19 protein-coding genes are annotated in these 21,286 nt (G+C 55.2%); 10 read left to right on the top strand and 9 right to left on the bottom strand.

The window, feature by feature from the left end; translation table 11 throughout:
- The first annotated feature begins 19 nt into the window (after window positions 1-19).
- Window positions 20-1,411 carry an MFS transporter gene (locus tag ACFIOZ_RS15780; protein ID WP_386079548.1) on the top strand — a complete coding sequence of 464 codons (1,392 nt, stop codon included), beginning with the start codon at window positions 20-22 and terminating at the stop codon, window positions 1,409-1,411.
- Here the strand turns inward: ACFIOZ_RS15780 and sstT are convergent.
- On the bottom strand, window positions 1,368-2,591 hold the full coding sequence (gene sstT / locus ACFIOZ_RS15775) for a serine/threonine transporter SstT (protein WP_386079547.1): 1,224 nt from the start codon (window positions 2,589-2,591) through the stop codon (window positions 1,368-1,370). The genes ACFIOZ_RS15780 and sstT overlap by 44 nt on opposite strands.
- Before the next feature lie 179 nt (window positions 2,592-2,770).
- Here sstT and ACFIOZ_RS15770 point away from each other — a divergent pair, with 179 nt between their 5' ends.
- Entirely contained in the window at window positions 2,771-3,100 is a 330-nt protein-coding gene (locus tag ACFIOZ_RS15770; RefSeq protein WP_386079545.1) for a hypothetical protein, read from the top strand.
- 118 nt (window positions 3,101-3,218) lie between these two features.
- On the opposite strand, the gene ACFIOZ_RS15765 is transcribed toward ACFIOZ_RS15770, so the two are convergent.
- Together ACFIOZ_RS15765 and ACFIOZ_RS15760 are read right to left on the bottom strand one after the other, a co-directional pair.
- On the bottom strand, window positions 3,219-3,539 hold the full coding sequence (locus tag ACFIOZ_RS15765; protein ID WP_386079543.1) for a hypothetical protein: 321 nt from the start codon (window positions 3,537-3,539) through the stop codon (window positions 3,219-3,221).
- Window positions 3,540-3,678: 139 nt separating this feature from the next.
- Window positions 3,679-4,308: a CDP-alcohol phosphatidyltransferase family protein gene (locus tag ACFIOZ_RS15760; RefSeq protein WP_386079541.1), complete on the bottom strand. Its 630-nt coding sequence runs from the start codon at window positions 4,306-4,308 to the stop codon at window positions 3,679-3,681.
- Window positions 4,309-4,579: 271 nt separating this feature from the next.
- On the opposite strand from ACFIOZ_RS15760, the gene ACFIOZ_RS15755 reads away from it, so the two are divergent.
- From ACFIOZ_RS15755 to ACFIOZ_RS15725, 7 genes are all read left to right on the top strand, one after another.
- Window positions 4,580-6,229 carry a DASS family sodium-coupled anion symporter gene (locus tag ACFIOZ_RS15755; RefSeq protein ID WP_386079539.1) on the top strand — a complete coding sequence of 550 codons (1,650 nt, stop codon included), beginning with the start codon at window positions 4,580-4,582 and terminating at the stop codon, window positions 6,227-6,229.
- A 189-nt stretch (window positions 6,230-6,418) separates the two neighbouring features.
- Window positions 6,419-6,934, top strand: coding sequence for a CinA family protein (locus tag ACFIOZ_RS15750; protein ID WP_386079537.1), 516 nt, complete (start codon window positions 6,419-6,421; stop codon window positions 6,932-6,934).
- A gap of 39 nt (window positions 6,935-6,973) precedes the next feature.
- Window positions 6,974-7,798 carry an ammonia-dependent NAD(+) synthetase gene (gene nadE / locus ACFIOZ_RS15745; RefSeq protein ID WP_386079535.1) on the top strand — a complete coding sequence of 275 codons (825 nt, stop codon included), beginning with the start codon at window positions 6,974-6,976 and terminating at the stop codon, window positions 7,796-7,798.
- 89 nt (window positions 7,799-7,887) lie between these two features.
- Window positions 7,888-9,036, top strand: coding sequence for an exonuclease SbcCD subunit D (locus ACFIOZ_RS15740; RefSeq protein ID WP_386079533.1), 1,149 nt, complete (start codon window positions 7,888-7,890; stop codon window positions 9,034-9,036).
- Window positions 9,033-12,098, top strand: a complete 3,066-nt coding sequence (locus ACFIOZ_RS15735; RefSeq protein WP_386079531.1) for an AAA family ATPase — start codon at window positions 9,033-9,035, stop codon at window positions 12,096-12,098. The genes ACFIOZ_RS15740 and ACFIOZ_RS15735 overlap by 4 nt, the downstream gene beginning before the upstream one ends.
- Window positions 12,099-12,203: 105 nt before the next feature.
- A complete protein-coding gene (locus ACFIOZ_RS15730; protein WP_386079529.1) occupies window positions 12,204-12,959 on the top strand; it encodes a tellurite resistance TerB family protein in 756 nt (251 codons plus the stop codon).
- Complete coding sequence (locus ACFIOZ_RS15725) at window positions 12,959-13,438, top strand: phosphatidylglycerophosphatase A (protein WP_386079527.1); 480 nt, start codon at window positions 12,959-12,961, stop codon at window positions 13,436-13,438. Before ACFIOZ_RS15730 ends, ACFIOZ_RS15725 begins: the two co-directional genes overlap by 1 nt.
- A 90-nt stretch (window positions 13,439-13,528) precedes the next feature.
- On the opposite strand, the gene ACFIOZ_RS15720 is transcribed toward ACFIOZ_RS15725, so the two are convergent.
- The 6 genes from ACFIOZ_RS15720 to ACFIOZ_RS15695 form a co-directional block, all read right to left on the bottom strand.
- On the bottom strand, window positions 13,529-14,911 hold the full coding sequence (locus ACFIOZ_RS15720; RefSeq protein ID WP_386079526.1) for an NAD-dependent succinate-semialdehyde dehydrogenase: 1,383 nt from the start codon (window positions 14,909-14,911) through the stop codon (window positions 13,529-13,531).
- Between the two features lie 248 nt (window positions 14,912-15,159).
- A complete protein-coding gene (locus ACFIOZ_RS15715) occupies window positions 15,160-15,954 on the bottom strand; it encodes an IclR family transcriptional regulator (protein WP_386079524.1) in 795 nt (264 codons plus the stop codon).
- A gap of 94 nt (window positions 15,955-16,048) precedes the next feature.
- Complete coding sequence (locus ACFIOZ_RS15710) at window positions 16,049-17,341, bottom strand: NAD(P)/FAD-dependent oxidoreductase (RefSeq protein ID WP_386079523.1); 1,293 nt, start codon at window positions 17,339-17,341, stop codon at window positions 16,049-16,051.
- A 12-nt stretch (window positions 17,342-17,353) separates the two neighbouring features.
- Window positions 17,354-18,082, bottom strand: a complete 729-nt coding sequence (locus tag ACFIOZ_RS15705; protein ID WP_386079521.1) for an amino acid ABC transporter ATP-binding protein — start codon at window positions 18,080-18,082, stop codon at window positions 17,354-17,356.
- The gene (locus ACFIOZ_RS15700; RefSeq protein ID WP_386079520.1) at window positions 18,082-18,744 is read right to left on the bottom strand and encodes an amino acid ABC transporter permease; all 663 of its coding nucleotides are present in this window, start codon (window positions 18,742-18,744) and stop codon (window positions 18,082-18,084) included. The genes ACFIOZ_RS15705 and ACFIOZ_RS15700 overlap by 1 nt, the downstream gene beginning before the upstream one ends.
- Window positions 18,745-18,864: 120 nt before the next feature.
- Entirely contained in the window at window positions 18,865-19,650 is a 786-nt protein-coding gene (locus ACFIOZ_RS15695) for an ABC transporter substrate-binding protein (protein WP_386079518.1), read from the bottom strand.
- Between the two features lie 422 nt (window positions 19,651-20,072).
- Here ACFIOZ_RS15695 and ACFIOZ_RS15690 point away from each other — a divergent pair, with 422 nt between their 5' ends.
- The gene (locus ACFIOZ_RS15690) at window positions 20,073-21,245 is read left to right on the top strand and encodes an iron-containing alcohol dehydrogenase (RefSeq protein ID WP_386079516.1); all 1,173 of its coding nucleotides are present in this window, start codon (window positions 20,073-20,075) and stop codon (window positions 21,243-21,245) included.
- Window positions 21,246-21,286: the final 41 nt, after the last annotated feature.

The raw sequence follows: 21,286 nt of genomic DNA, 5'->3' as shown, positions 1-21,286 counted from the left end.
TCGGCTGAGAGGAAGCGCGATGCGTTCATTGGCAATGCTCCAACCGGTTAAATCGATTCTAAGAAGTGTGGCGCTATTGTTGCTAGGCAACGGCTTGCTCAACACGCTGCTCACTCTGCGAGGTACGGCGGAAGGTTTTTCAAGCGCGGTGCTGGGGATCATCATGTCCGGCTATTTTGTCGGCTTCATCTGCGGCACCTGGGTGAGCGGGCGCTTAATTCGGCGGATGGGGCACATTCGTACCTTTGGCTTCTGCGCCTCCATTTGCTCGTCGGTGGCGCTGCTGCATCTGGTGTTTATCGACCCGTGGGTATGGCTACCGCTGCGGGTGGTCTATGGGCTGGCGTTTATTACCTTAATTACCGTGATCGAAAGCTGGTTGAATAGCCAAGCCGCCAGCCATGAACGGGGGCGTATTTTTGCGGTATACATGGTGGTTAACCTGGGCGCCTTGGCACTGGCCCAGCAGTTGCTGCGCCTCTCTTCTCCGGAAGGTTTTTTGCTCTTTGTGGTGATCTCCATTTTGATCAGTTGGGCGCTGTTACCCATTACCCTGACCCGTCGCGTTCAGCCCAAAATTTCCGAACGACCCAAAAGCAGCCTACGTGCATTGCTGGGCTTTGCGCCGCTGGCGGTGGCTTCCGCCGCGCTATCGGGGCTTGCCATGGGCGCCTTTTGGTCGATGACACCGATATACGCGACTCAGTTGGGGTTTGATATTGGCGGTGTTGGCTTGGTAATGAGCGCGGCGATTATTGGTGGGGCGCTGCTACAGATTCCCATTGGGCGCTTCTCCGATAAACACGACCGTCCTAAGGTGATGATCTGGGTGGTGCTGCTCGCGGCCTTGAGCGCCGCGGCCATGCCCTTTGCGCCCAGCCACGAGGTGTTGCTGGGGCTCTACTTTATCTGGGGTGGCTTGGCATTTTCGCTCTACCCGCTGGCGGTAGCTCAGTTGATCGACCAGCTTCACCCGGATGAAATTGTCTCCGGCTCGGCGGATATGCTGGTAATGCACGGCGCGGGCTGTGCCGTGGCGCCGATAGCGGCGGGGTCGCTGATGAGCGTAGTGGGTAGTCATGGACTGCCGCTCTATATTGCCTGTGTGTTCACCTTGCTGGGTATCTACGCGCTGTATCGCCGCCGCCGCGTCAGGGCAGTGGTCACACATACCGCGCACTTCGAGCCGATGGTGCAAAGTAGTGCAGAAGTGTTGGAAATGATCTTTGATGATACCCAGCGCGACCTATTTGATGACCCGAGTTTTTATGAAGAGGATGAACGGGAGCGTTTGGCGAGGCTGGTCAAAACATCCAAAAGTACGCGGGGAGTGGTTGTGATAAGCAGCCACTCCCCAGGGCGAATGGTTAAGGGCGTTTTGTCTCTTGCGACTGGCAGGCGGCGGCGGTGAACAGCACATCGGTCGAGGAGTTGAGTGCGGTTTCGGTGGAGTCCTGCACCACGCTGATTACAAAGCCAATCGCCACCGCCTGCATAGCCACTTCAGTGGAAACCCCAAACAGGCTGGCAGCCATGGGTATCAGCATCAGTGAACCGCCCGCCACGCCGGAAACACCACAGGCTGCCAGCGCTGATACTACGCACAGCAGTAGCGCCGTGGGAAAGTCGACGCTAATGCCCAGCGTATGAGTGGTTGCCAGAGTGATCACCGTAATAGTGATCGCTGCACCGCACATATTGATCGTCGCGCCCAGCGGAATGGAAATGGAGTAGGTGTCAGGGTCGAGCTTCAGGCGGCGGCAAAGCTCCAGATTCACCGGGATATTCGCTGCCGAGCTGCGGGTGAAGAAGGCGGTAATCGCGCTGCCGCGCAGGCACGTAAACACCAGGGGATAAGGGTTTTGCCGGGTGGTGAAGTAAACCAGCAGCGGGTTGCTAACCAGCGCGACAAACAGCATGCAGCCCACAATCACACCCAGCAGCTGGGCGTAGTTAAGCAACGACGCAACGCCGGATTCCGCCAGCGTGCCAGCTACCAAGCCAAAGATACCCAGCGGTGCCAAACGAATCACCAGCGTGACGATACGGGTGACCGCCGTGGATAAATCACTCAGCGCTTGGCGGGTAGTATCGCTGGCTTGGCGCAGCGCCAAGCCCAGGCCGATGGCCCAGGCCAGAATAGCGATAAAGTTAGCCTCCATCAGCGCGCTAACCGGGTTGGCCACCGCGTTCAAAAGCAGGTCGCGCAGAACGCTAAAAATATCCCCGGGCGGATTGCCGTCAACCTGGCCTGCATTCAATGAAAGCTCGGTGGGAAATAGGAAGCTGGCTGCCACTGCAATTAACGCAGCGATCAATGTGCCCGCTACATACAGTACCAGCACAGGGCGAATGTGGGTCGGCTGGCCTTTCTGATGGGCAGAGATCGCCGCCGCCACCAGTACAAACACTAAAATGGGCGCCACTGCCTGCAAAGCGGCGATAAATAGCTGGCCAAGCAGGGCGACATCGCTGGCAACGCCCGGTGCAAACAGGGCGAGTACTACCCCAGCAACGATACCGATTAAAATCTGTGGGATAAGGCCCAGCCGAATAAGTGGCCGGAAAACGGTGCTGGCGGTGGCGATCATTGTGCAACTCTCAGGTGGTAAAGGTGTGTGGCGTTATTGGGTTGGCCGCTAACGCGCCTGAAAGGGGCGGTATTCTATCAGCTACAAGCATGATGCGGGGGGCTGGATAAAAAACCTGCAGACTCTGTACTTAGGACGCAACTTGCTGTTTACTTTTAAAAAAAATTGGGGAACTTTGCATGAAAATTAGAACTTTTTTATTGGCGTTTGCGGCACTGTGTGCATCATCGCTGGCGCTGGCCGCTGACTACTATGTGGATATCACCAATCGAACGGGTTACACCATTTACTATATGTACGTGAGCCCAGGGAACTCGAAGAGCTGGGAAGAGGACGTGCTGGGTGATGCTGTATTAATGAACGGCGACACCCAGCGGGTCACGCTAACGGGCTATACCAACCCCTATTTCGATATTCGCTTAGTTGATGAGGATGAGGATAGCTATACTTTCTGGAACGTGGATGTCTCAACACAAGATATCATCGTCACGCTTGATCACTTGGATTAACACCTGCATTAATGCAATAAAAATGCCCCTGCCTCATAAGAGCGTAGGGGCATTAGTACAGGGCATTAGTAAATGATGCTTGCTGCATTGGCGAGCTAGGCTTTGACTGGCTTTTAGGTCAGGCCGCCACTACCTCGAGCGCTGCAGAAGTGGTTTTTTGCGGCTCTTGGATGGTTTCGTCGTTATCCGCAGATAGCTCACTGCTGCCAACCATCTCCGTATAGCCGCGCTGAGTTAAAGCAAGTACTTCAGGTGAAGTACCCCACTTCATCAGCATCTCATCCAGCACTTGATCGGCTTTTTCAGCCCGGCCCCAACGGGTAAGCAGTTGGGCAATGGCAAAGTCACACTCGGGGGTGTCGAAGAGTTCATCCTTGAGGTCTTGAATGGCGATGTGAAGGCCCGCCTGAGAAAGATCGTTTGATGTTTCGTTATGCATATCACGGCTCCGTGTGATTGCTAATATAACGGCGGTTAACTTGCGCTAACTGCCTGAATTTGAGTTGTACGTGTGTTGTACGAAACTGAGCTTAATATAGCCGTGAGTGAGAAGCAAATGCGAAAAAGGGGGCTGTAAACTATTCCCTTTCAGCAATATGCCGGCGTAGTGTCCAGTAACCACCCCATAACCGTGTAACCACTGTCACCAGGCAAGCGATCGCAAATAGTGTTGCCAGTGTTGGAAAATGGTCAGGGAATAAACAGAAAATCACCAGCGCCAGCAAGGTTTCAGTGCCTTCGGTTAATCCCTCTAAATAGTAGAACGCTTTGTTGGGAAAGTGAGGGCGCTCTATGGCCTGCTGCTTGGCGGCAATTGCAAAGGCAAGAAAGGAGGTGCCTGTACCGATAAAGGCAAATAACAGCAACGCAGCAGCGAGCGCGTTCTGACTGGGATTAGCCAATGCAAAACCCAACACCACTGCGGCGTAGAAGACAAAGTCGAGGCCTATATCAAGAAAGCCACCGGCATCGTTGGTGTTATTACTTAACCGCGCCAATGCGCCATCAATGCCATCACCGAGCCGGTTGAGCAAAATGACCAGCAGGGCTAACCCATACTGCTCATAGGCCAAGAGCGGTAAGGCCGTCATGCCAATCAAAAATGCGACCAGCGTCACCTGATCGGGAGAGATGCATTTTTGATGCAACGGCTGCGCGATTCGTTGCAGAGGGCGATGTGTTAGCGGCATTGTCCAACGATCAAGCACGCGGTTCTCCTCAACGGGTATGGGAAAATTGACGTTATTATAGTACCTACAACTTACCCAGTTCATACGTTTATGCCACTGTTCGCATTTACCCATAGCTAAACTAAAGTTGTTAGACTTTGGTTGTAATTACCAGTAAAGCACTGGACTAATTGCCTATTGCAGTTAATAAAGGGCGCCAAAGGCGGTTCCGCGTTGCCCATCGGGTGGCTTATTTACCTGGATGCCGACCCTTATTCTTTTCACTCTGACCGTAAGTGGCACAAATTGTATGCATAAAACTGCCCTGATGACGGTGTGGGATCAGCTATGGCACTCCCACTACCAAGCCAAAAAACTATTGATGTGCGCGCTGCCGACGGGCGGGGCCGGCAATGCCGCGGCTTCGAATACCAAGCGTGCTCCTTCACCTCAACCTAAGCCGCCTGCCTACACCACGCCGCAGAAGGTTGGTCTGTTGCTTGGCCCGCTGCTGTTCGCTTTTGTGGTGATGTTCTTTCACCCTGAGGACTTAAGCTTTGAAGGGCGCATGGTGCTCGCCACCACCCTGTGGGTGGCCGTATGGTGGATCACTGAAGCTATTCCTATTCCCGCGACCTCGTTGCTGCCTATTGTGCTATTGCCGATAACCGGCGCACTGGATGGCAATACGGTGACCGCCGCTTACGGCAATCCAATTATTTTCCTGTTCCTGGGCGGCTTTATGATCGCGCTGGCAATGGAAAGATGGGATCTCCACAAGCGCATCGCGCTGTCGATTATTGCCGTGCTGGGCACCAGTATTAATAGCATCGTGTTTGGTTTTATGGCCGCGACGGGCTTTTTGTCCATGTGGGTCTCCAACACTGCGTCGGTCATGATGATGCTGCCGATTGGTACCGCTATCGTGTATCAGGTGAGTCAAGAGCTGGCTAAGAGTGACGGCGACCACAGCGCCGAAATAGATAAATTCAGCAAAACACTAATTTTTGGTATCGGTTACGGCGGTACCATTGGTGGATTGGGCACGCTGATTGGCACCCCACCCAATATCATTCTTGCCGCGATTGTGAATCAGCTGTTTGGCATCGAGATCTCCTTTGCCGGCTGGCTGATGTTTGCTTTCCCTGTGGTAGTGGTGCTGCTGTTTAGCACTTGGCTGCTACTGACGCGGGTATTTTTCCGCATTGAGTTTAGTCACCTGCCGGGCGGGCGAGAGCTCATTAACAAGGAAAAAGCGGCGCTGGGTAACACCAGCTTCGAGGAGAAAGCGGTGCTGGCGGTGTTTCTGTTCGCTGCTTTTATGTGGATTACCCGCTCGTTCTTGTGGCAGGGGCAGATCATCAATATCCCCGGCATCAATGACACCATGATCGCGATTGTCGCCGCGCTCCTACTGTTTCTTATTCCCTCTAAAAACAAAGGTGGCTGCCTGCTGGGTTGGGATGTGGCGAAAGACGTCCCCTGGGGCATTCTGCTACTGTTCGGGGGTGGTTTGGCGATTGCCGCAGGCTTCGGCTCTTCCGGTCTGGCAGAGTGGATTGGTGGGCAAATGAGCGTGCTGGAAGGCGTCAACTTCCTGCTGGTCATTCTGCTGGCAACCGGCATGGTGCTATTCTTGACCGAAATCACCTCGAATACCGCCACGGCCACGATGATTCTACCGGTGCTGGCGTCGCTGGCATTGGCGCTGGATATTCACCCCTTTGTACTTATGGTGCCCGCTGCCATGGCGGCCAACTGCGCCTTTATGCTGCCGGTAGGTACACCGCCCAACGCCATCATCTTCGCCACTGGCAAACTGAAAATTATCGAGATGGTGCGCACCGGCTTCTGGATCAACATTATTGCCATGTTGCTGATTGTGGCAGCGGTGTATTTCCTTCTGCCGATTATGTGGGGAGTTGATCTCACCAATTACCCTGACGCTTTCCGTCGTTAGTAACGCTGTTGATTGATTAGTAGCCCCGCCATTGAGCGGGGCTTTTTATTAGCAGCTGGTAAGGCACACTGTGAACATAAACAATATAATATTCACCGTACAGGTTAGACAAATCAAAGCTCTTAACTATAGTGCCTAAATAGCGTCAAAAAGAAAGTTGGGGGCCATGGCGTGACAAGGAGATGAGCAATGGAGCTGCTTGAAAAAATTAGTGAGTATTTGCAAAAGCATGAACTTAAAATGGCCACAGCGGAGTCTTGTACTGCGGGGTTAATTGTTTCCGAACTCGCCAGAGTGCCGGGCAGCGGGCAATCGATAGACTGTGGCTTAGCGGTTTACTCGCCCGAGGCCAAAAATCGCTACTTGGCCGTCAGTTTTGAAACCATCGATAAACACGGGTTAACCAGTGAAGCAACCGTGCGTGAAATGGCAATGGGCGCATTAAATAATAATGACGCTAATGTGGCGTTGGCCAATACAGGTATCGCTGGGCCTGAGCCTCACGATGGAATACCTGTCGGCACCGTATGCTTTGCCTGGGCCTTTCGTCATAACCAGGAGGTATTTCTAACCACCGAAACGCGGCGTTTCTCAGGGGATCGAAATCAAGTTCGCCTCGCCGCCGCCCACTACGCTCTGGAAATGGTTCCGCAGAAACATGGCGAAGTGCTAGCAGACAACGCGCCGCGTATTGATGAGTCTTAACCACGATTCCCTATAAATTGCATGGAGGCAGAACGAGCAATGACTCAACAAGCAGATCAGCAACAGCTTATTCAGTCTGCGTTACAGGTGAAGACATCTATAGCGCCGCGTGATGAAATCAATGCCCGGATCGATTTTCTTTGCAGCCAAATGATAGAGACAGGCCAGCACGGGCTGGTATTGGGTATTAGTGGCGGCGTGGACTCAACTGTCGCGGGGCGGTTAGCCCAGTTAGCCGTCGAAAAAGCCCGCGATAAGGGGGTTGACGCACGTTTCTACGCGATGCGCTTGCCTTACGGGGATCAAAAAGATGAACAGGACGCTCAACAGGCACTCACCTTTATCAGCCCCGATGAAGTGTTAGCTGTCAACGTAAAGCCTGCTAGCGACACTATGCTAACTTCTCTTGAAGAAGGGGGGCTGGAGTTTAAAGATGCTGCTCAGCGGGACTTTGTATTGGGCAATATCAAGGCGCGACAGCGCATGGTTGCCCAATATGCCGTCGCAGGTGCTAAATCCGGTTTAGTGGTGGGGACTGATCAAGCGGCGGAAGCGTTGATGGGTTTTTTCACCAAATATGGCGACGGTGCTTGCGACGTGGCGCCACTTACCGGTCTTACCAAAGCGCAGGTAAGAGAGATTGGTGCCACCTTGGGCGCGCCTGCTTCCCTGGTCGAGAAACTACCCACTGCAGATTTGGAATCACTGAAACCTCAATTGGCTGATGAAGAGGCAATGGGTGTCAGCTACGCTGAAATCGACGCGTTTCTTAGCGGCCAGGAGGTGAGCGAGCAGGCTTACACGACCATTACCCGCACCTACCAACGCACCGAACATAAACGCCAGCTACCCAAAACGCCGTAACACAATTTGATACTAGCTCAACGCAAGCGCTAAACGCAGCCCTATTAGGTTGTTATGATGCCGCTACACTATTGGCAGTTGAGCTTGTTATGCGTCTACTTCACACCGCCGATTGGCACTTGGGGCGGCTATTCCACAACCTTTCGTTGCTGGATGATCAGCGCCATGTGCTCGATCAGCTCATTGAGATCATCGACCGGGAGAACGTCGATGCGGTGCTGATTGCAGGCGATATTTACGATCGCTCGGTGCCGCCCTCGGCGGCGGTAACGCTGCTGGATAAGGTGCTCCACGCGCTCTGCGAAGAACGCAAACTGCCGGTGGTTATGATCTCAGGCAACCACGACGGTGCCGAACGATTACGCTTCGGCGCCCGCCATCTGCGCCAGGCCGGGTTGCATATTCTTTCCGACCTCGCCGATTTTGCCACTCCCGTCACGCTGGCGATTAAGGGCGTTGAAGTCGATGTGTTCGGCATTCCCTACGCCGACCCAGAGCATGTGCGCAGCCAATTTAATGTGGAGGTGCGCGATTTTGACGCTGCCCACCGTTACCTGGTTGAGTGCATTGAAGAGCAGCGCCACCCTACACGCCCCTGCATACTAATGAGCCACTGCTTTGTGGATGGCGGCAGCGCTTCTGACTCTGAACGCCCGTTGACCTTGGGCGGTGCCGAAAGCGTTGCCTGGGAGCCTATGCAAGGCTTTGATTACGTGGCACTTGGCCATCTGCATGGCCCCCAGTATCGCGGCGGCGAGCATATTCGCTATAGCGGCTCGCTGCTCAAATACAGCTTTTCCGAAGCGAGCCAGCGCAAAGGCGTAACGCTGGTGGATCTCGACGCGTCCGGCGTCACTCAGATTGAACAGATCCCATTACTACCCAGCCGTGAAGTGCGCGTACTGGAAGGCGAGCTTGATGCATTGATCGCCCAGGGGCGAACAGACCCGCACGCTGATGACTATCTGCTGGTGCGGTTAACCGATCGCCACGCCATTCTCGACCCCATGGGCAAGCTGCGTGAGGTGTATCCCAACGTGCTGCATCTGGAGAAGCCCGGCATGCTGGATGCCCGCGGTAATCAGCAGCTTGACCGTGAGCGGCTGAAATTCAGCACACTGGATATGTTCAGCGACTTCTTCGCTCAGACCAGTGGCGAGCCCCTGACCGACCAACAAACCGAGGCGATAAGCACACTGATAGGCGAGCTTAGCCGTGATGAAGAGGCTCAGGGATGACACCGCTAACCCTTACCATGCAGGCGTTTGGGCCCTTTGCGGGCAGTGAGACCATCGACTTCACCGCGCTGGGAAGAAGCCCGCTGTTTCTGATTAATGGCCCCACCGGCGCCGGTAAAAGCTCGATTCTCGATGCGCTCTGTTTTGCGCTCTACGGCCAGACCACGGGCAATGAGCGTGATCCGGCGCAGATGCGCTGCGACCAGGCCGATGCCTCTCTGCTAACCGAAGTGACGCTGGACTTTCGCCTGCGGGGTGTGGATTACCGGGTTCGCCGGGTTCCCCAGCAGGAGCGCCCCAAAGCCCGCGGCGAAGGCACCACCACACATAACGCGGAAGCCCAGCTGTGGCGATTAAAGGCAGATGGTGATGTAGAGACCTGCCTGGTGGCGCGCAAGGTCAACGACGCCACTGCGGAGCTGCAAACCCTGATCGGCCTGGATGCCAACCAGTTTCGTCAGGTGATGGTGCTTCCCCAGGGCAAGTTTCGTGAACTGCTGCTGGCAGGCTCTAAAGAGCGCGAAGTGATTTTCTCCCAGCTGTTTCAAACCCAGATTTTTCAGCGTATCGAAGAGAGCCTGCGCACCCAGGCCAACCAAATCGAACGGGCGGTGAGTGACCACCGCCAGCATATTAGCGGCATTCTCGCCGGGGGGGAGCTGGCGAGCGAGGCTGCATTAGCGCAAGAGCTTGAAGCGTTGACACCCCAGGTAGACCAAGCGCGGCAACACTTTGAAACCGCCCAGCAGAAGCGCCGTAGCGCCGAAAAGCAGCGCGATGAGGCCATGGCACTGCAGCGGCAGTTTGAGGCCCGGGATCAGCTGGCGGCGGATAAAGCCCGCCATCTTGAGCAGCACGCTGAGATAGATAGCTGTAAGGAGCGTTTAGCGCAAAGTTCTCACGCCCAGGCGCTGCGCCCCCAGAGGGCTGCCTTAGATCAGGCGCAGCAGGCGTTGACCACCGACCAAGCCGAGCAGCGCCAGGCGCAATCTGCGTTAGCCACTCAACGTAGTAACGCTGAACAGGCGCAGCAGGCGTTAGAAGTGGCACGCCAGCGTCAGGCAGAGCTTCCCACGCTCCAGGAACGGCATCGCCAATTGGGCGAATTTATTCATAAAAGCCAGCAGTTAAGCGAGCTTCAGGCACGCTTTCAAACGGCGCAGGCCGCCTGGCAGCAAGCCGATGGGGCGCTCAAACGGGATGAAAAACAGCTAGAAAGCATCCGCCAGCAGGGCGAAGCGATTAGCGTTAATCTGGAACGCTTACAGACAGAGTTCCAGCAACTGGCCAGTGCCCCCACTGAGCTAAGCCGCCATAACGACCTGTTGACCCAGCGCCAAGAGCTGGATGAACTCACGCGGCAAGCACGTGAGTTAACCAGCCAACAGCAGCAGGCAACTGACGCACTCAAGCGTCAGCAAAGCGAAACAGAACGAGCGCAACGCCACGCCACTGAGCAGGAGATGCGCTGGCACCAGGGGCAGGCCGCGCTGTTAGCGCTCACTCTTGAACAGGATGCGCCTTGCCCAGTGTGCGGCAGCCTGGAGCATCCCTCTCCAGCGGTTAACCGTGCCGAACTGGTCACGCAGGCACAGGTTGAAGAGGCCAGATCGGCCCAAGAGCAGGCTCGCCAAGCACAACAGCGCGCCGAACGTCACCACCATCAGCTCACTCAGCAGATCAACTACAACACAGAGCAGGCCCAGCGGCTGACCCAACAGCTGGGCGAGTGGGCTAGTCAACCGCTGCTTGAACTGCAAAATGCCTGCGAAGGCTTGCGTCGCCAAGTGCAGCGCCGGGCAAGTGTTGAACGTGAGATTAGCCAGCAAATTGCCGCCCGGGATGCGCTGCGCCGGGAGTGGGGTGCGCTGGACAAGCAGCTCAAAACCCAGCGGCCTGCGGTGGAGAGGGCGAAAGAGGAGGCGTTGCGCCTGGAGAGTCAGCGCGATCAACTGAGCCAATCGCTGCCGGAAGACGCTCGCGACCCTGAGGCAATGCGCCGAACCCTCACTGAGCTTGAACACCAGATCGCCCAACTCGAAAAAGCCTGGGAGAGCGCCCAACAGGCACTCTCGGTCAGCCAAGCCCAACTGGCGCGGGCGGAAGAGCAGCAACGCGGCGCGAACGAGCGGGTCGAGCGTAGCGAACAGTCGCTTCAGCAGGCTCAAGCCGAGTGGCGAGCCTCGCTGCAGGCCAGCCCCTTTGATGACGAGGCGGCGTTTCAAGCCGCACAGTTGGATGACACCCAGCGGCATGAACTGACTCAGCGGATAGAGGCGTACCAACGCCGCCTAGCCGAGCTTGAAGGTGCGCTGGCGAATTACCAAACCCAGCTGGCGGGAAAAACGCTGCCGAATATGGCCACGTTGACCAGCCTAACCGAGGCCGCCCAAGTAGAAGAGAACACCCAGCTAGAGGCGTGGCGGGGGCTAGATGGAAGGCTGTCCACACTGCGAGGCATTCGTCAAAAGCTTGCGACCGCCCATACGGCGCAAGCAGAGCTCGAAGCCCAGTATCAGCTGTGGGGCACGCTCAGCGAAGTAGCCAATGGCCGCACCGGGCATCGCATCAGTTTGCAGCGCTTTGTGTTGGGCGTACTGCTGGATGATGTTCTGATTCAAGCCTCTGAGCGTTTGGTACGCATGAGCCGCGGGCGCTATCAGCTGGTGCGCCGGGAGGATCCCTCCAAAGGTAACAGAGCGTCAGGTTTGGAACTTGATGTAGCCGATACCTATACCGGCAAAAACCGCTCGGTGGCAACGCTGTCTGGCGGCGAATCTTTCATGGCCGCGCTGTCGTTGGCGCTGGGGCTTTCCGACGTGGTGCAGGCGTATGCTGGCGGCATTCAGCTGGATACACTATTTATCGATGAGGGCTTTGGTAGCCTTGATCAGGATGCGCTGGATCAAGCCATTGCCATGCTCAGCGAGCTGCAAATGGGCGGGCGAATGATTGGGGTGATCTCCCATGTCAGCGAACTCAAGGAGCAAATGCCAGTCCGTATAGAGGTGCGTGCTAGTCGACATGGGAGCTCGGCAGAAGTAAAAGGCGCACTTCTTTAATAGCGGGAGTAGCGTTAGTTCATGCTGCGTTCATACTGCATGCTCTATAACGTGTACTAGTCGTCAAGCGAGCCCTAAAGATACTATCTACTTAGGAGTACAAGGATGAACGCAAGCAAGATTCTACAGCAATTGATGCAACAGGCCGGCGGCAGTCAGAAGGGCGGCAGTAGCAGCGGGGTCGATGTTAAAGGCATGCTGGGTGGGCTTTCAAAGCAACTGGGCGGTGGCAGCAGTCAAGGCGGTGGCTCCTCCAGCGGTTTTGATATGAAAAGCCTGCTCGGCGGTGGTGCCATGGGCATGTTAGTCGGCTCCAAGCGCGGCCGCAGTATGGGGGGCAAAGCGCTTAAATATGGCGCCATTGCCGGGGTAGGCGTGTTGGCCTGGAAAGCGTGGCAGAGCTCTCAAGCGGCAAAAAATGGTAATGCGCAAGACAGCAATGCACAAGAGCGTACTGCCCAAACGGAGGCAGAGGGTGAGCGGGTAGAAGCGCTTAGCGGCGAGTATCAAGAGCGCCGCAGCCTGGAATTGCTGCAGGCGATGATTATGGCCGCCCGGGCCGATGGCCATATCGATGAGCAGGAGCAGGCGCTGATTACCGAGCAGATTGACGCCCTAGGTGCCGACCAGGAGATGCATAACTGGGTGGAGCAGCAGCTAAAAGCGCCGCTCGATGCCCAGGCGCTAGCCCGGGAAGCGGACTCCCCGCAGGCGGCGCGGGAAATGTATCTCATCAGCGTGGCCGTGACAGACGATCAAAACCCCATGGAGCGCGCCTGGCTTGACCAACTGGCCAGTGCCCTGAACTTACCCAAAGAGATGACCGACGAACTCGAACGCCAAGCGCAGCAGGCTGGTTAATGCTCGATACGGTGAATTTTTGGATAGCCACCGGCTTTGGGCTGGGGCTATCGCCGGTGGCGCCAGGTACTTTTGGCTCGCTGCTGGGCATTCCCTTGGCGTGGTGGCTGCTAAGCCGTCCGCTGGTTCAACAGGGCTCTATCATCGCTGTTCTACTGGTGCTAGCGGTGCCGGTTTGTCACGTCGCCGCCTGGCACTATGCCGGCTTGGATCATGGCAGCATCGTCGCCGATGAGTACGTAGCGTTTCCACTGGCGGTAATAGGCTTAACCGCTGCGCGCCACCCGCTGGTCATGGCGATAGCCTTTGTTGTCTACCGTTTTTTCGATGGATTGAAGCCGCCGCCGATTCATTTGGCAGAGTATGTTCACGGCGGTTTTGGCATTGTGTTGGATGATGTTATCGCGGCGCTGGTGACTTGGGTGGTAATAGCGATTGGATTAAAACTATGGCAACGCCGAACGTTTCAGCGGGCATAAAAGCGTTTTAGTGCCACAAAAAAGCGCCGCTAGCCTAAATAGCTAGCGGCGCTTTATTTTTACTACTCACCGTTGTGAGCGTTTACTGGATTACTCTTGAACGACAATCACTGACTTGGCATTGACGAACTCGTGCATGCCGAAACCGCCGTGCTCGCGGCCGTAACCGGAGTTTTTAACGCCGCCGAAAGGCATTTCCGGTGTCGCAACGCCAAAGCCATTGATAAACACCATGCCGGTATCAAAGTATTTGCTGGCAAGCTCGGTGGCGCGTTTCACATCTTTAGAGATGATGCCGCCGCCCAGGCCGTAACGGCTGTCGTTGGCAATGCGCATGGCGTCTTCGTCATCCTTGGCGCGAATTAGCGCAGCCACGGGGCCAAACAGTTCATCGTCATAGGCGGGCTGACCGGGCGTGACGTTATCCAGCACGGTGACCGGGTAAAACGCGCCCTTACCGGATGGTTTTTCGCCACCGCAGAGAATCTTCGCGCCTTTGCGCACGCTCTCTTCCACTTGGTCGTGGAGGTCATCGCGTAGATCCAAGCGAGCCATGGGGCCCAGGTCGCTGTCTTCTTGGGTCGGGTCACCTGCTTTAAGCGACTGCATGCGCTCTACATAGCGTTTTTTAAACGTCTCGTAGTTCTTTTCAGTAACCACAAAACGCTTGGCCGCGACGCAGGTTTGCCCACCGTTATAAACACGCCCTTGAACACAGGTGTCGATGGCCACGTCCATGTCGGCGTCATCAAGCACCAAGTAAGCGTCGTTGGAGCCCAGCTCAAGCACGGTCTTTTTAAGATGCTCCGCGGCCTTACCGGCCACTTTGCGGCCCGCACCATCGCTACCCGTGAGTGTTACGCCACGCACTGCAGAGTGGGCGATCACCTCATCAGACACATCGTGAGAGATCACCAGCGTGCGGAAGACATTTTCCGGAAGACCCGCTTCGCGGTAGATCTTTTCCAGCAGCAGGCCGCTACCGGTGACGTTTTCAGCGTGTTTTAGCAGTACGCCGTTACCCGCCATAAGGTTGGCGATAGAGTAACGGATCACCTGATACGCCGGGAAGTTCCAGGGCTGAATGCCGTAGATCACACCCATTGGTGAGTAGGTCACGAAACCGCGCTCGCCATTGCCAGGCTGGCGCTCTTCGTCGGCCAGTTTTTTCGGGCCGTGCTCAGCGGTGTAGTCACAGATACCGGTACACAGATCCACTTCCTGACGGGCCTGAGAAGGCAGTTTACCCATCTCTTTGACCATCAGGTCGGCAAGCTCGTCTTTATGCTTTTGCAGCGCTTGGCCAATGGCTTTTACCGTTTTGGCGCGGCTTTCCAGCGATTCCAAGCGCCAATCGAGAAAGGCCTCGTAGCAGTCGTCCACGACCTGCTTGGCTTCTGCGCTGCTCATCAACGCATAAGTTTCGAGGGTTTCACCATTAGTGGGATTAATCGTCTTGATACTGTTGCTCATAAGATCTCCTATCTATAGATCAACGTTAGGTCAAAGCGTCCAGCTCCAGGGCGCCTAATCGACCGGTCTATTACTTCTAGTTGGTCACTGTAGTACAAAAACAGCGGCCATGCATAGCATCGGTGTTATTTATCCGGCAGTGGTAAGAGCGATCAGTTCCAAGTATTGCGTATGGAATTTGAGCGCAGCTATCTGTATCAGGTAGATGCTTAATGCTTATTGAAAAAAATCTATTAAACGCGATAGCGTTAACTACGCATGCGAGCGGCCTTGGTTATCGCGCGAGCACACTCCATTAAAGAGGGGGCAAGCTGTTCCAGTGCTCGCTCAAGGTTCCAGCGGCTGCTAGGGGTTGTGATGTGCACAGCGGCTACCGGTAAACCTGCGGCATTGCTTATCGGCGCAGCAATGTTGATATCCCCCAGGAAGTATTCAGCATCGTTCCAGGCGACGCCACGTGTACGACATTCTCGGATCAAGTCGGTTAGGGCGCTTATATCGGTAATCGTATTTGGAGTATGGGCCTTTAACTCGCAGGCGGTTAAGTACTCCTGAACGCGGGAGTCGTCCAGCGCCGATAAAAACGCTCTGCCAGATGCGGAGCAGTACATCGGTACGCTGCTGCCAACCGGCATATGAATGGGAATGTAGTGGCGGCTGGTAAAACGGGCCATGTAGATCATATCGAGCCCGTAGGGTTCGGTTAGTGACACGGTTTCCAGGCAGCTGTTGCTCAATTCCGATAGGTAGGGGTTGGCGCAATCGACCAGCAAGTCGGCTTCCAGATAGTTGGCGGAGAGGGTCATCAGGCGGATGCCGAGCCGGTACTTGCGACTGGCGGGCGCTTTGGCCAAATAGCCGAGTTGTTCGAGCGTGTGGGTGATGCGCTGCACCGAGCCCATGCTTAGCGCTGAATACTTGGCGATTTCCGAAAGGCTGAGTTCGCTGTGCTGAGCATCAAACAACTCAAGCACAGCAAACGCTTTCTCCAGCGATTGATTGAACTGCGGCGAGCGTGATTCGTTGGCGTTGGCGTGCTTCATGCTTTTATAAGATTCCTTACGTGTTCCCCTTGGGTGGCGAACCCAAGGGGAACATCTCTATAGCTTGAGTATTGATCTTTAAGTGGCCGCTCGCTTAGCGCTCCAGCCAATCCCTGGCCCGATAGTAGTTGACCACCGTTTCAACATACAGTCTTTGTAGACCGTGCAGCGGAATCGGCTTGATGGGGGTGAATGGAAAGGGAAGCACTTCCTTCAGCGTAGGCTCTCCCAGATGCTCGCCAATCAGCTTGCCGAGGTGTGTGCCCATAGCCACACCACGGCCATTATAGCCTAGCGCCACGGTGAGCCCTTGCTGCGGCTCGTGTACGTGGGGAAGTGAATCTTGGGTGATGGCGATACGCCCTGCCCAGCGAAAATCGATCTCAACGTCCTTTAGCTGGGGGTAGAGTTTGATGATGGCGTTTTCGAGGTGCCGGAAGTCGCTGGGTTTACGTGGGTCGTTGAAGGAACCGCGCCCCCCCATCAGCAGGCGCCCAGCCCGATCGCGGCGAAAATAGAGCAACAGCTTACGGGCATCTGACGCCACCTCGCCACCGGGTAAAATATGGCTGCCTTCCTCTGCCGTGAGGGGGCGGGTGGCAATCTGATAGCTATTAGCGGCGATCAGGCTGCTGGCAAGTTTGGGCTGCAGGGCGTCGCTGTAACCGTTGGTGCAGAGCAGAACTCGTTCCGCCTGAATTTCCGCCCCGCCTTCCGCCATTACGCGCCAACGCCCTTCGGCGCGGGTCATTGAGGTTACGCGGGTGTGTTCATGCAGCGTTGCTCCGCTGTCGTGGGCTGCCTGTGCCAGCCCACGGGCGTAAGCGAGCGGATTCAGCCCGCCGGCCCTGGGGTCTACCCAGCCGCCCAGATACTCAGAGGTGCCGAGACGCTCAGCACACTGCTGCTGATCTAAACAGACGATGTCTACGCCGCGGGACTGCCATTGGCGGGCTCGGGATTCAATCGCTTTCAGGCTGGCGTGGGTAGCGGCGGGTTGAATCCAGCCGCGCTGCTGCGCGTCGCAGTCAATGTTGTGCTGCTTTATAAGCTCAAACACCACATCGGCATTGCGGGCTGAGAGCGCTATCATGCGTTGGCCGCGCTCTTCGCCATAGCGTGTGATGAGTTCATCCGGGTCGTATTTGAGTCCGGGGATGACTTGGCCGCCGTTACGGCCAGACGCGCCCCAGCCGACACTTTCGGCTTCCAATAAGGTGACGCTTATACCGCGCTTGGCGAGTGCCAGGGCGGCGGAAAGGCCGGTAAAACCGCCGCCGATAATCACCACATCGCTGCGCTGGGCACCCTGCAGCATTGGGTATTCGCTGCCCACGGGGGCTGTGTCAGCCCATAGGGAGGGGGGCATATGAGATGCGATTGCCATCCTTGGTCTCCGTTAATGATTTAGCACGCGACGCAGAAAATCCTGGGTGCGCTCGTGGGAAGGCTGGGTAAGCAGCGTGTGGGCATCGCCGGATTCGACAATCTGCCCGCCATACAGAAAGCAGACGCGGTCAGCGACTTCTTTGGCAAAGCTCATTTCATGGGTGACGACCACCATGGTCATGCCTTCGTTGGCCAGGTCGCGCATAACAGTAAGCACATCGCCAACCAGTTCGGGGTCGAGAGCGGAGGTGGGCTCATCGAACAGAATGGCTTCCGGTTGCATAGCCAGCGCGCGGGCAATAGCAACACGCTGCTGCTGACCGCCAGATAGCTGCTGCGGGTAGGCATCGACTTTATCGCCCAGCCCGACTTTCTTCAGTAAGGCGACGGCATTGGCGTGGGCGGTATCCCGGGGTTCGTTTTTGACGAAGATCGGGCCTTCCATGACGTTTTCGACCACCGTGCGGTGGGGGAATAGGTTGAAGCGCTGGAATACCATGCCGACTTGAGTACGCAGGTCGTTAATATCTTTGCTGGTCACATCGACCTGGCGGTCGTTGATCGTAATGCTGCCCTGGTCATAAGACTCCAGGCCATTGATGCAGCGAAGCACGGTCGACTTGCCAGAGCCTGAGGGGCCAATCAGACAAACCACTTCACCCTTGGCGACCGTTAGGCTGACCCCCTTGAGTACTTCTACGTCGCCAAAGGATTTATGAATAGCGTGGATATTGATCATTATTGGCCTCCTTTCGCTGACTTCCCGAAATAGCGCTCTAGGCGGTTAACGCCAAAAATCAGCGGCAGGCTAAGGCAGAGATAGAGCAGGGCAACCAGGGTATAGACCGTAGTGTTTTGAAAGGTGGAGGCGGCGATTAACTGCCCGGCCCGGGTCATTTCGGCCACGGTGATGGTGGAGGCGAGTGATGAGTCTTTCAGAATCATGACGGCCGTATTGCCGTAGGGAGGGAGCGCAATACGGATCGCTTGGGGAAGCACGACCCGGCGCATGATGAGCTTGCTTTTCATGCCGATGGATCTGGCGGCTTCGATTTGGCCCGCTTCAATCGCTTCTATACCGGCGCGGAAATTTTCCGCTTGATAGGCGCTGTAGGCGACGCCAAGCCCGATAATACTGGCCTGGAAGGCGCTCAGCTGTATGCCGAGTTCGGGGAGTACGAAGTAGATATAAAACAGTTGAACAATAATCGGTAGACCGCGCACCACATTGATGAAGGTGCCTGCGGTGATCGACAGTGCTCGCACGGGTGAGAGTTTCATCAGGGCGAGTAGCAGGCCGAGCAGGGTGCTTAGCAGTAGGGCGCCAATGGTGATCTGCACCGTAATCAGAGCACCTTTTAATAAAATAGGTAGAAAGGCGGTGATGTCCGAAAACTCCATAGGAAGCCTTTATTTTGCATGCACTTTTTCAACTACCCCCGAAGGGGTAGTGAAGCGGTGCTGGGGTGATCATTAGCAGGCTGATTCGTTAACGCTGCCGGTGGGTTACCTGAAGGTGGCTTATAAGCCCCACTCTTCGAAGATGGCATCGAGGGTGCCATCCTCTTTCAGGTGAGCAAGCGAGGTGTTCACTTGTTCCAGCAGTTCTGTGTTCTCCTGGTCAACCGCAAAGCCAATATGACCCACCATTTGTTGCTCGTAGTTGTCGGCTAGCTGAAGTTGTGGAAAGCGGTCTTGGCTGAGGTGATAGCCCATGATGGGCGCGTCACCGACACCCGCCACAATGCGGCCTAACGAGATGTCGCGCATCATGTCCGCCAGGGAGTCGTAATTGCGGATTTCTGGAAAAATGCCCATGTTGTTGAGCTGTTCGACATAGGTGGTGCCTACCTGGGCGCCAATCACTTCACCTGAGAGGTCTTCCAGTGTGTTGATCTCTCCATCGTAGTCTTGACGGGTCACAACGCCTTCACCGTAGGGGTAAACATCATCGCTAAACGCGACCTGTTTGGCGCGCTCTTCGGTCTTCAGCATCGCGGCAGAAATAATATCGATATGCCCTGCGGTCAGCGAGGGTATTAATGCGTTGAACTGGGACTCCTGAATAGTGACCTCATAGCCCATATCTTCGCCGAGTGCATTGACCAGATCGACCATCGCGCCGGTGATTTCATTCGTCTGCACGTCCAGGAACGTAAACGGAATCCCGCTTGGCGTTCCGCCCGCTTTCAGCACGTCCTGTGCGTTGGCTGTGGCACCGAGCGATAAGGCTGCGCCCAGTACTGCCGGTAACAGCATCGCTTTTTTAAAGCGAAGAACAGGTTGGTTGCTGGATTTAGGTTTCATTGGGTCACCATCGAGAGTGTTAGGGGTTGTTATTTACGCTTTGTTAAAAACTTTTCGATAACGTCACTTCAGAGCCTAGGTGACTTTTTATTTATCGGCAAGAGTTATTATTTATCGCATTGCGATAAAATAAGGATAATGCATGTTTTAAGCACGTACCTTCTAGGCTCTTGGCCTACGCACTAATATGTTGATGAATAAAATCATCAAAATGTATGTTTCCGATGATTTATTGGCTCGCTTATGTCAGCCACTTATTTATGCAAAATTGTATGTTAAATATTTTCCCTTAAAAATCAGATGATTGGTTGTTTTTTTAGATTGGCACGGCGTTTGCTATGTAACAACTAGCCAGCATGCATACCTCTATGGAGCGATGGCGCTGGTACAACAACCAATAAAACGCTAATAGGAAACGCCAAATGCAGTTAAGTCACCTTAATCAAGTAAGTAGCTTTAAAAGTGCCGGTAAGTTGATTACCGGTCATGGGGCTGCACAGCAGTTGCAGTCATACGTCCAATCACTGGGAATGAAGAGTCCCATGCTTGTTACTGACAGCGGTGTGGTGGCTTCAGGCACGCTGGAGATCGTCACCGAACAGCTCATGGCGCTCAATGTGTCCTACGAGGTGTTTGATCAGGTAACGCCCGAGCCGGAAGTGGAAATTGTTGAAATCTGCACCCGTGCTTTTATTGCTGGCCAGCACGATAGCGTCATCGCTATTGGCGGTGGCAGTGCTATGGATATCGCTAAGTGTGTGGCGGTTTATGCGCGCTATGAGGGGCCACTTGAGGGGTTGTTTGGCGAGAATAAAGTCGCCCAGCGTGAGGTGCCTTTAATCGCTATGCCCACTACTGCGGGCACGGGCTCTGAAGTGACTAATATTGCGATTTTGTCAGATAAAGCCCAGCAAATGAAGAAAGGCATAGTAAGCGATTGCTTACTACCTGATGTAGCCATCGTAGCTCCTGAACTGACGCTAAGCTGCCCGCGCTCAGTGACGGCGGCTAGCGGTGTGGATGCACTGGTGCATGCGGTGGAAGCCTACCTTTCAAACTTTGCTACACCCATTACCGATGCGTTGGCGGTGAAAGCGATGAACCTGATTGTGCACGCGCTGCCCAAGGCGTTTGCCAACCCAAACCATCTGCACGCCCGTGAGGATATGGCCACCGGTAGCCTGCTGGCGGGGCTGGCGTTTGGTAATGCGGGTGTAGGTGCGGTGCATGCCCTGGCGTACCCGTTAGGTGGGCGTTACCACTTAGCCCATGGGGTTACCAATGCGCTCTTGCTTCCCTTCGTCATGGAGTGGAATAAGTTGGCTTGCGTTGAGCGCTTTCGGGGTATTGCGGTGGCGTTCGACGAGCCAGTAACGGGCCTTTCCGATGATGCGGTGGCGGATCTGGTTATCAAGCGCTTACACAAACTGTGCGCTGATGTGGAGATCCCTTCTGGCCTGCGTTCGTTTGATATTCCTGAGTCTGCCATTCCGGCGTTAGCTGCCGAGGCGATCAACGTTGAGCGCTTGTTGCGCAATAACCCACGGGTATTAACTCAGGCGGATATTGAGGCGATTTATCACGCCGCTTATTAACGTTTAATAACAAAAAAGCGTCTATCTAAAAATACTAACAA

The organism is Vreelandella sp. F11, assembly GCF_042466685.1.
Classification (GTDB): Bacteria; Pseudomonadota; Gammaproteobacteria; order Pseudomonadales; family Halomonadaceae; genus Vreelandella.
The sequence above is the reverse complement of the archived record's forward strand: the minus strand, read 5'-3'. Positions and strand labels throughout refer to the sequence as shown.

What these genes read in the sequence shown, in the direction of transcription:
- ACFIOZ_RS15780 (WP_386079548.1), top strand. Translation starts at nt 20, where the DNA reads ATGCGTTCATTGGCAATGCTCCAACCGGTTAAATCGATTCTAAGAAGT.
- sstT (WP_386079547.1), bottom strand. Translation starts at nt 2,591, where the DNA reads ATGATCGCCACCGCCAGCACCGTTTTCCGGCCACTTATTCGGCTGGGC.
- ACFIOZ_RS15770 (WP_386079545.1), top strand. Translation starts at nt 2,771, where the DNA reads ATGAAAATTAGAACTTTTTTATTGGCGTTTGCGGCACTGTGTGCATCA.
- ACFIOZ_RS15765 (WP_386079543.1), bottom strand. Translation starts at nt 3,539, where the DNA reads ATGCATAACGAAACATCAAACGATCTTTCTCAGGCGGGCCTTCACATC.
- ACFIOZ_RS15755 (WP_386079539.1), top strand. Translation starts at nt 4,580, where the DNA reads ATGCATAAAACTGCCCTGATGACGGTGTGGGATCAGCTATGGCACTCC.
- ACFIOZ_RS15750 (WP_386079537.1), top strand. Translation starts at nt 6,419, where the DNA reads ATGGAGCTGCTTGAAAAAATTAGTGAGTATTTGCAAAAGCATGAACTT.
- nadE (WP_386079535.1), top strand. Translation starts at nt 6,974, where the DNA reads ATGACTCAACAAGCAGATCAGCAACAGCTTATTCAGTCTGCGTTACAG.
- ACFIOZ_RS15740 (WP_386079533.1), top strand. Translation starts at nt 7,888, where the DNA reads ATGCGTCTACTTCACACCGCCGATTGGCACTTGGGGCGGCTATTCCAC.
- ACFIOZ_RS15735 (WP_386079531.1), top strand. Translation starts at nt 9,033, where the DNA reads ATGACACCGCTAACCCTTACCATGCAGGCGTTTGGGCCCTTTGCGGGC.
- ACFIOZ_RS15730 (WP_386079529.1), top strand. Translation starts at nt 12,204, where the DNA reads ATGAACGCAAGCAAGATTCTACAGCAATTGATGCAACAGGCCGGCGGC.
- ACFIOZ_RS15725 (WP_386079527.1), top strand. Translation starts at nt 12,959, where the DNA reads ATGCTCGATACGGTGAATTTTTGGATAGCCACCGGCTTTGGGCTGGGG.
- ACFIOZ_RS15720 (WP_386079526.1), bottom strand. Translation starts at nt 14,911, where the DNA reads ATGAGCAACAGTATCAAGACGATTAATCCCACTAATGGTGAAACCCTC.
- ACFIOZ_RS15715 (WP_386079524.1), bottom strand. Translation starts at nt 15,954, where the DNA reads ATGAAGCACGCCAACGCCAACGAATCACGCTCGCCGCAGTTCAATCAA.
- ACFIOZ_RS15710 (WP_386079523.1), bottom strand. Translation starts at nt 17,341, where the DNA reads ATGGCAATCGCATCTCATATGCCCCCCTCCCTATGGGCTGACACAGCC.
- ACFIOZ_RS15705 (WP_386079521.1), bottom strand. Translation starts at nt 18,082, where the DNA reads ATGATCAATATCCACGCTATTCATAAATCCTTTGGCGACGTAGAAGTA.
- ACFIOZ_RS15700 (WP_386079520.1), bottom strand. Translation starts at nt 18,744, where the DNA reads ATGGAGTTTTCGGACATCACCGCCTTTCTACCTATTTTATTAAAAGGT.
- ACFIOZ_RS15695 (WP_386079518.1), bottom strand. Translation starts at nt 19,650, where the DNA reads ATGAAACCTAAATCCAGCAACCAACCTGTTCTTCGCTTTAAAAAAGCG.
- ACFIOZ_RS15690 (WP_386079516.1), top strand. Translation starts at nt 20,073, where the DNA reads ATGCAGTTAAGTCACCTTAATCAAGTAAGTAGCTTTAAAAGTGCCGGT.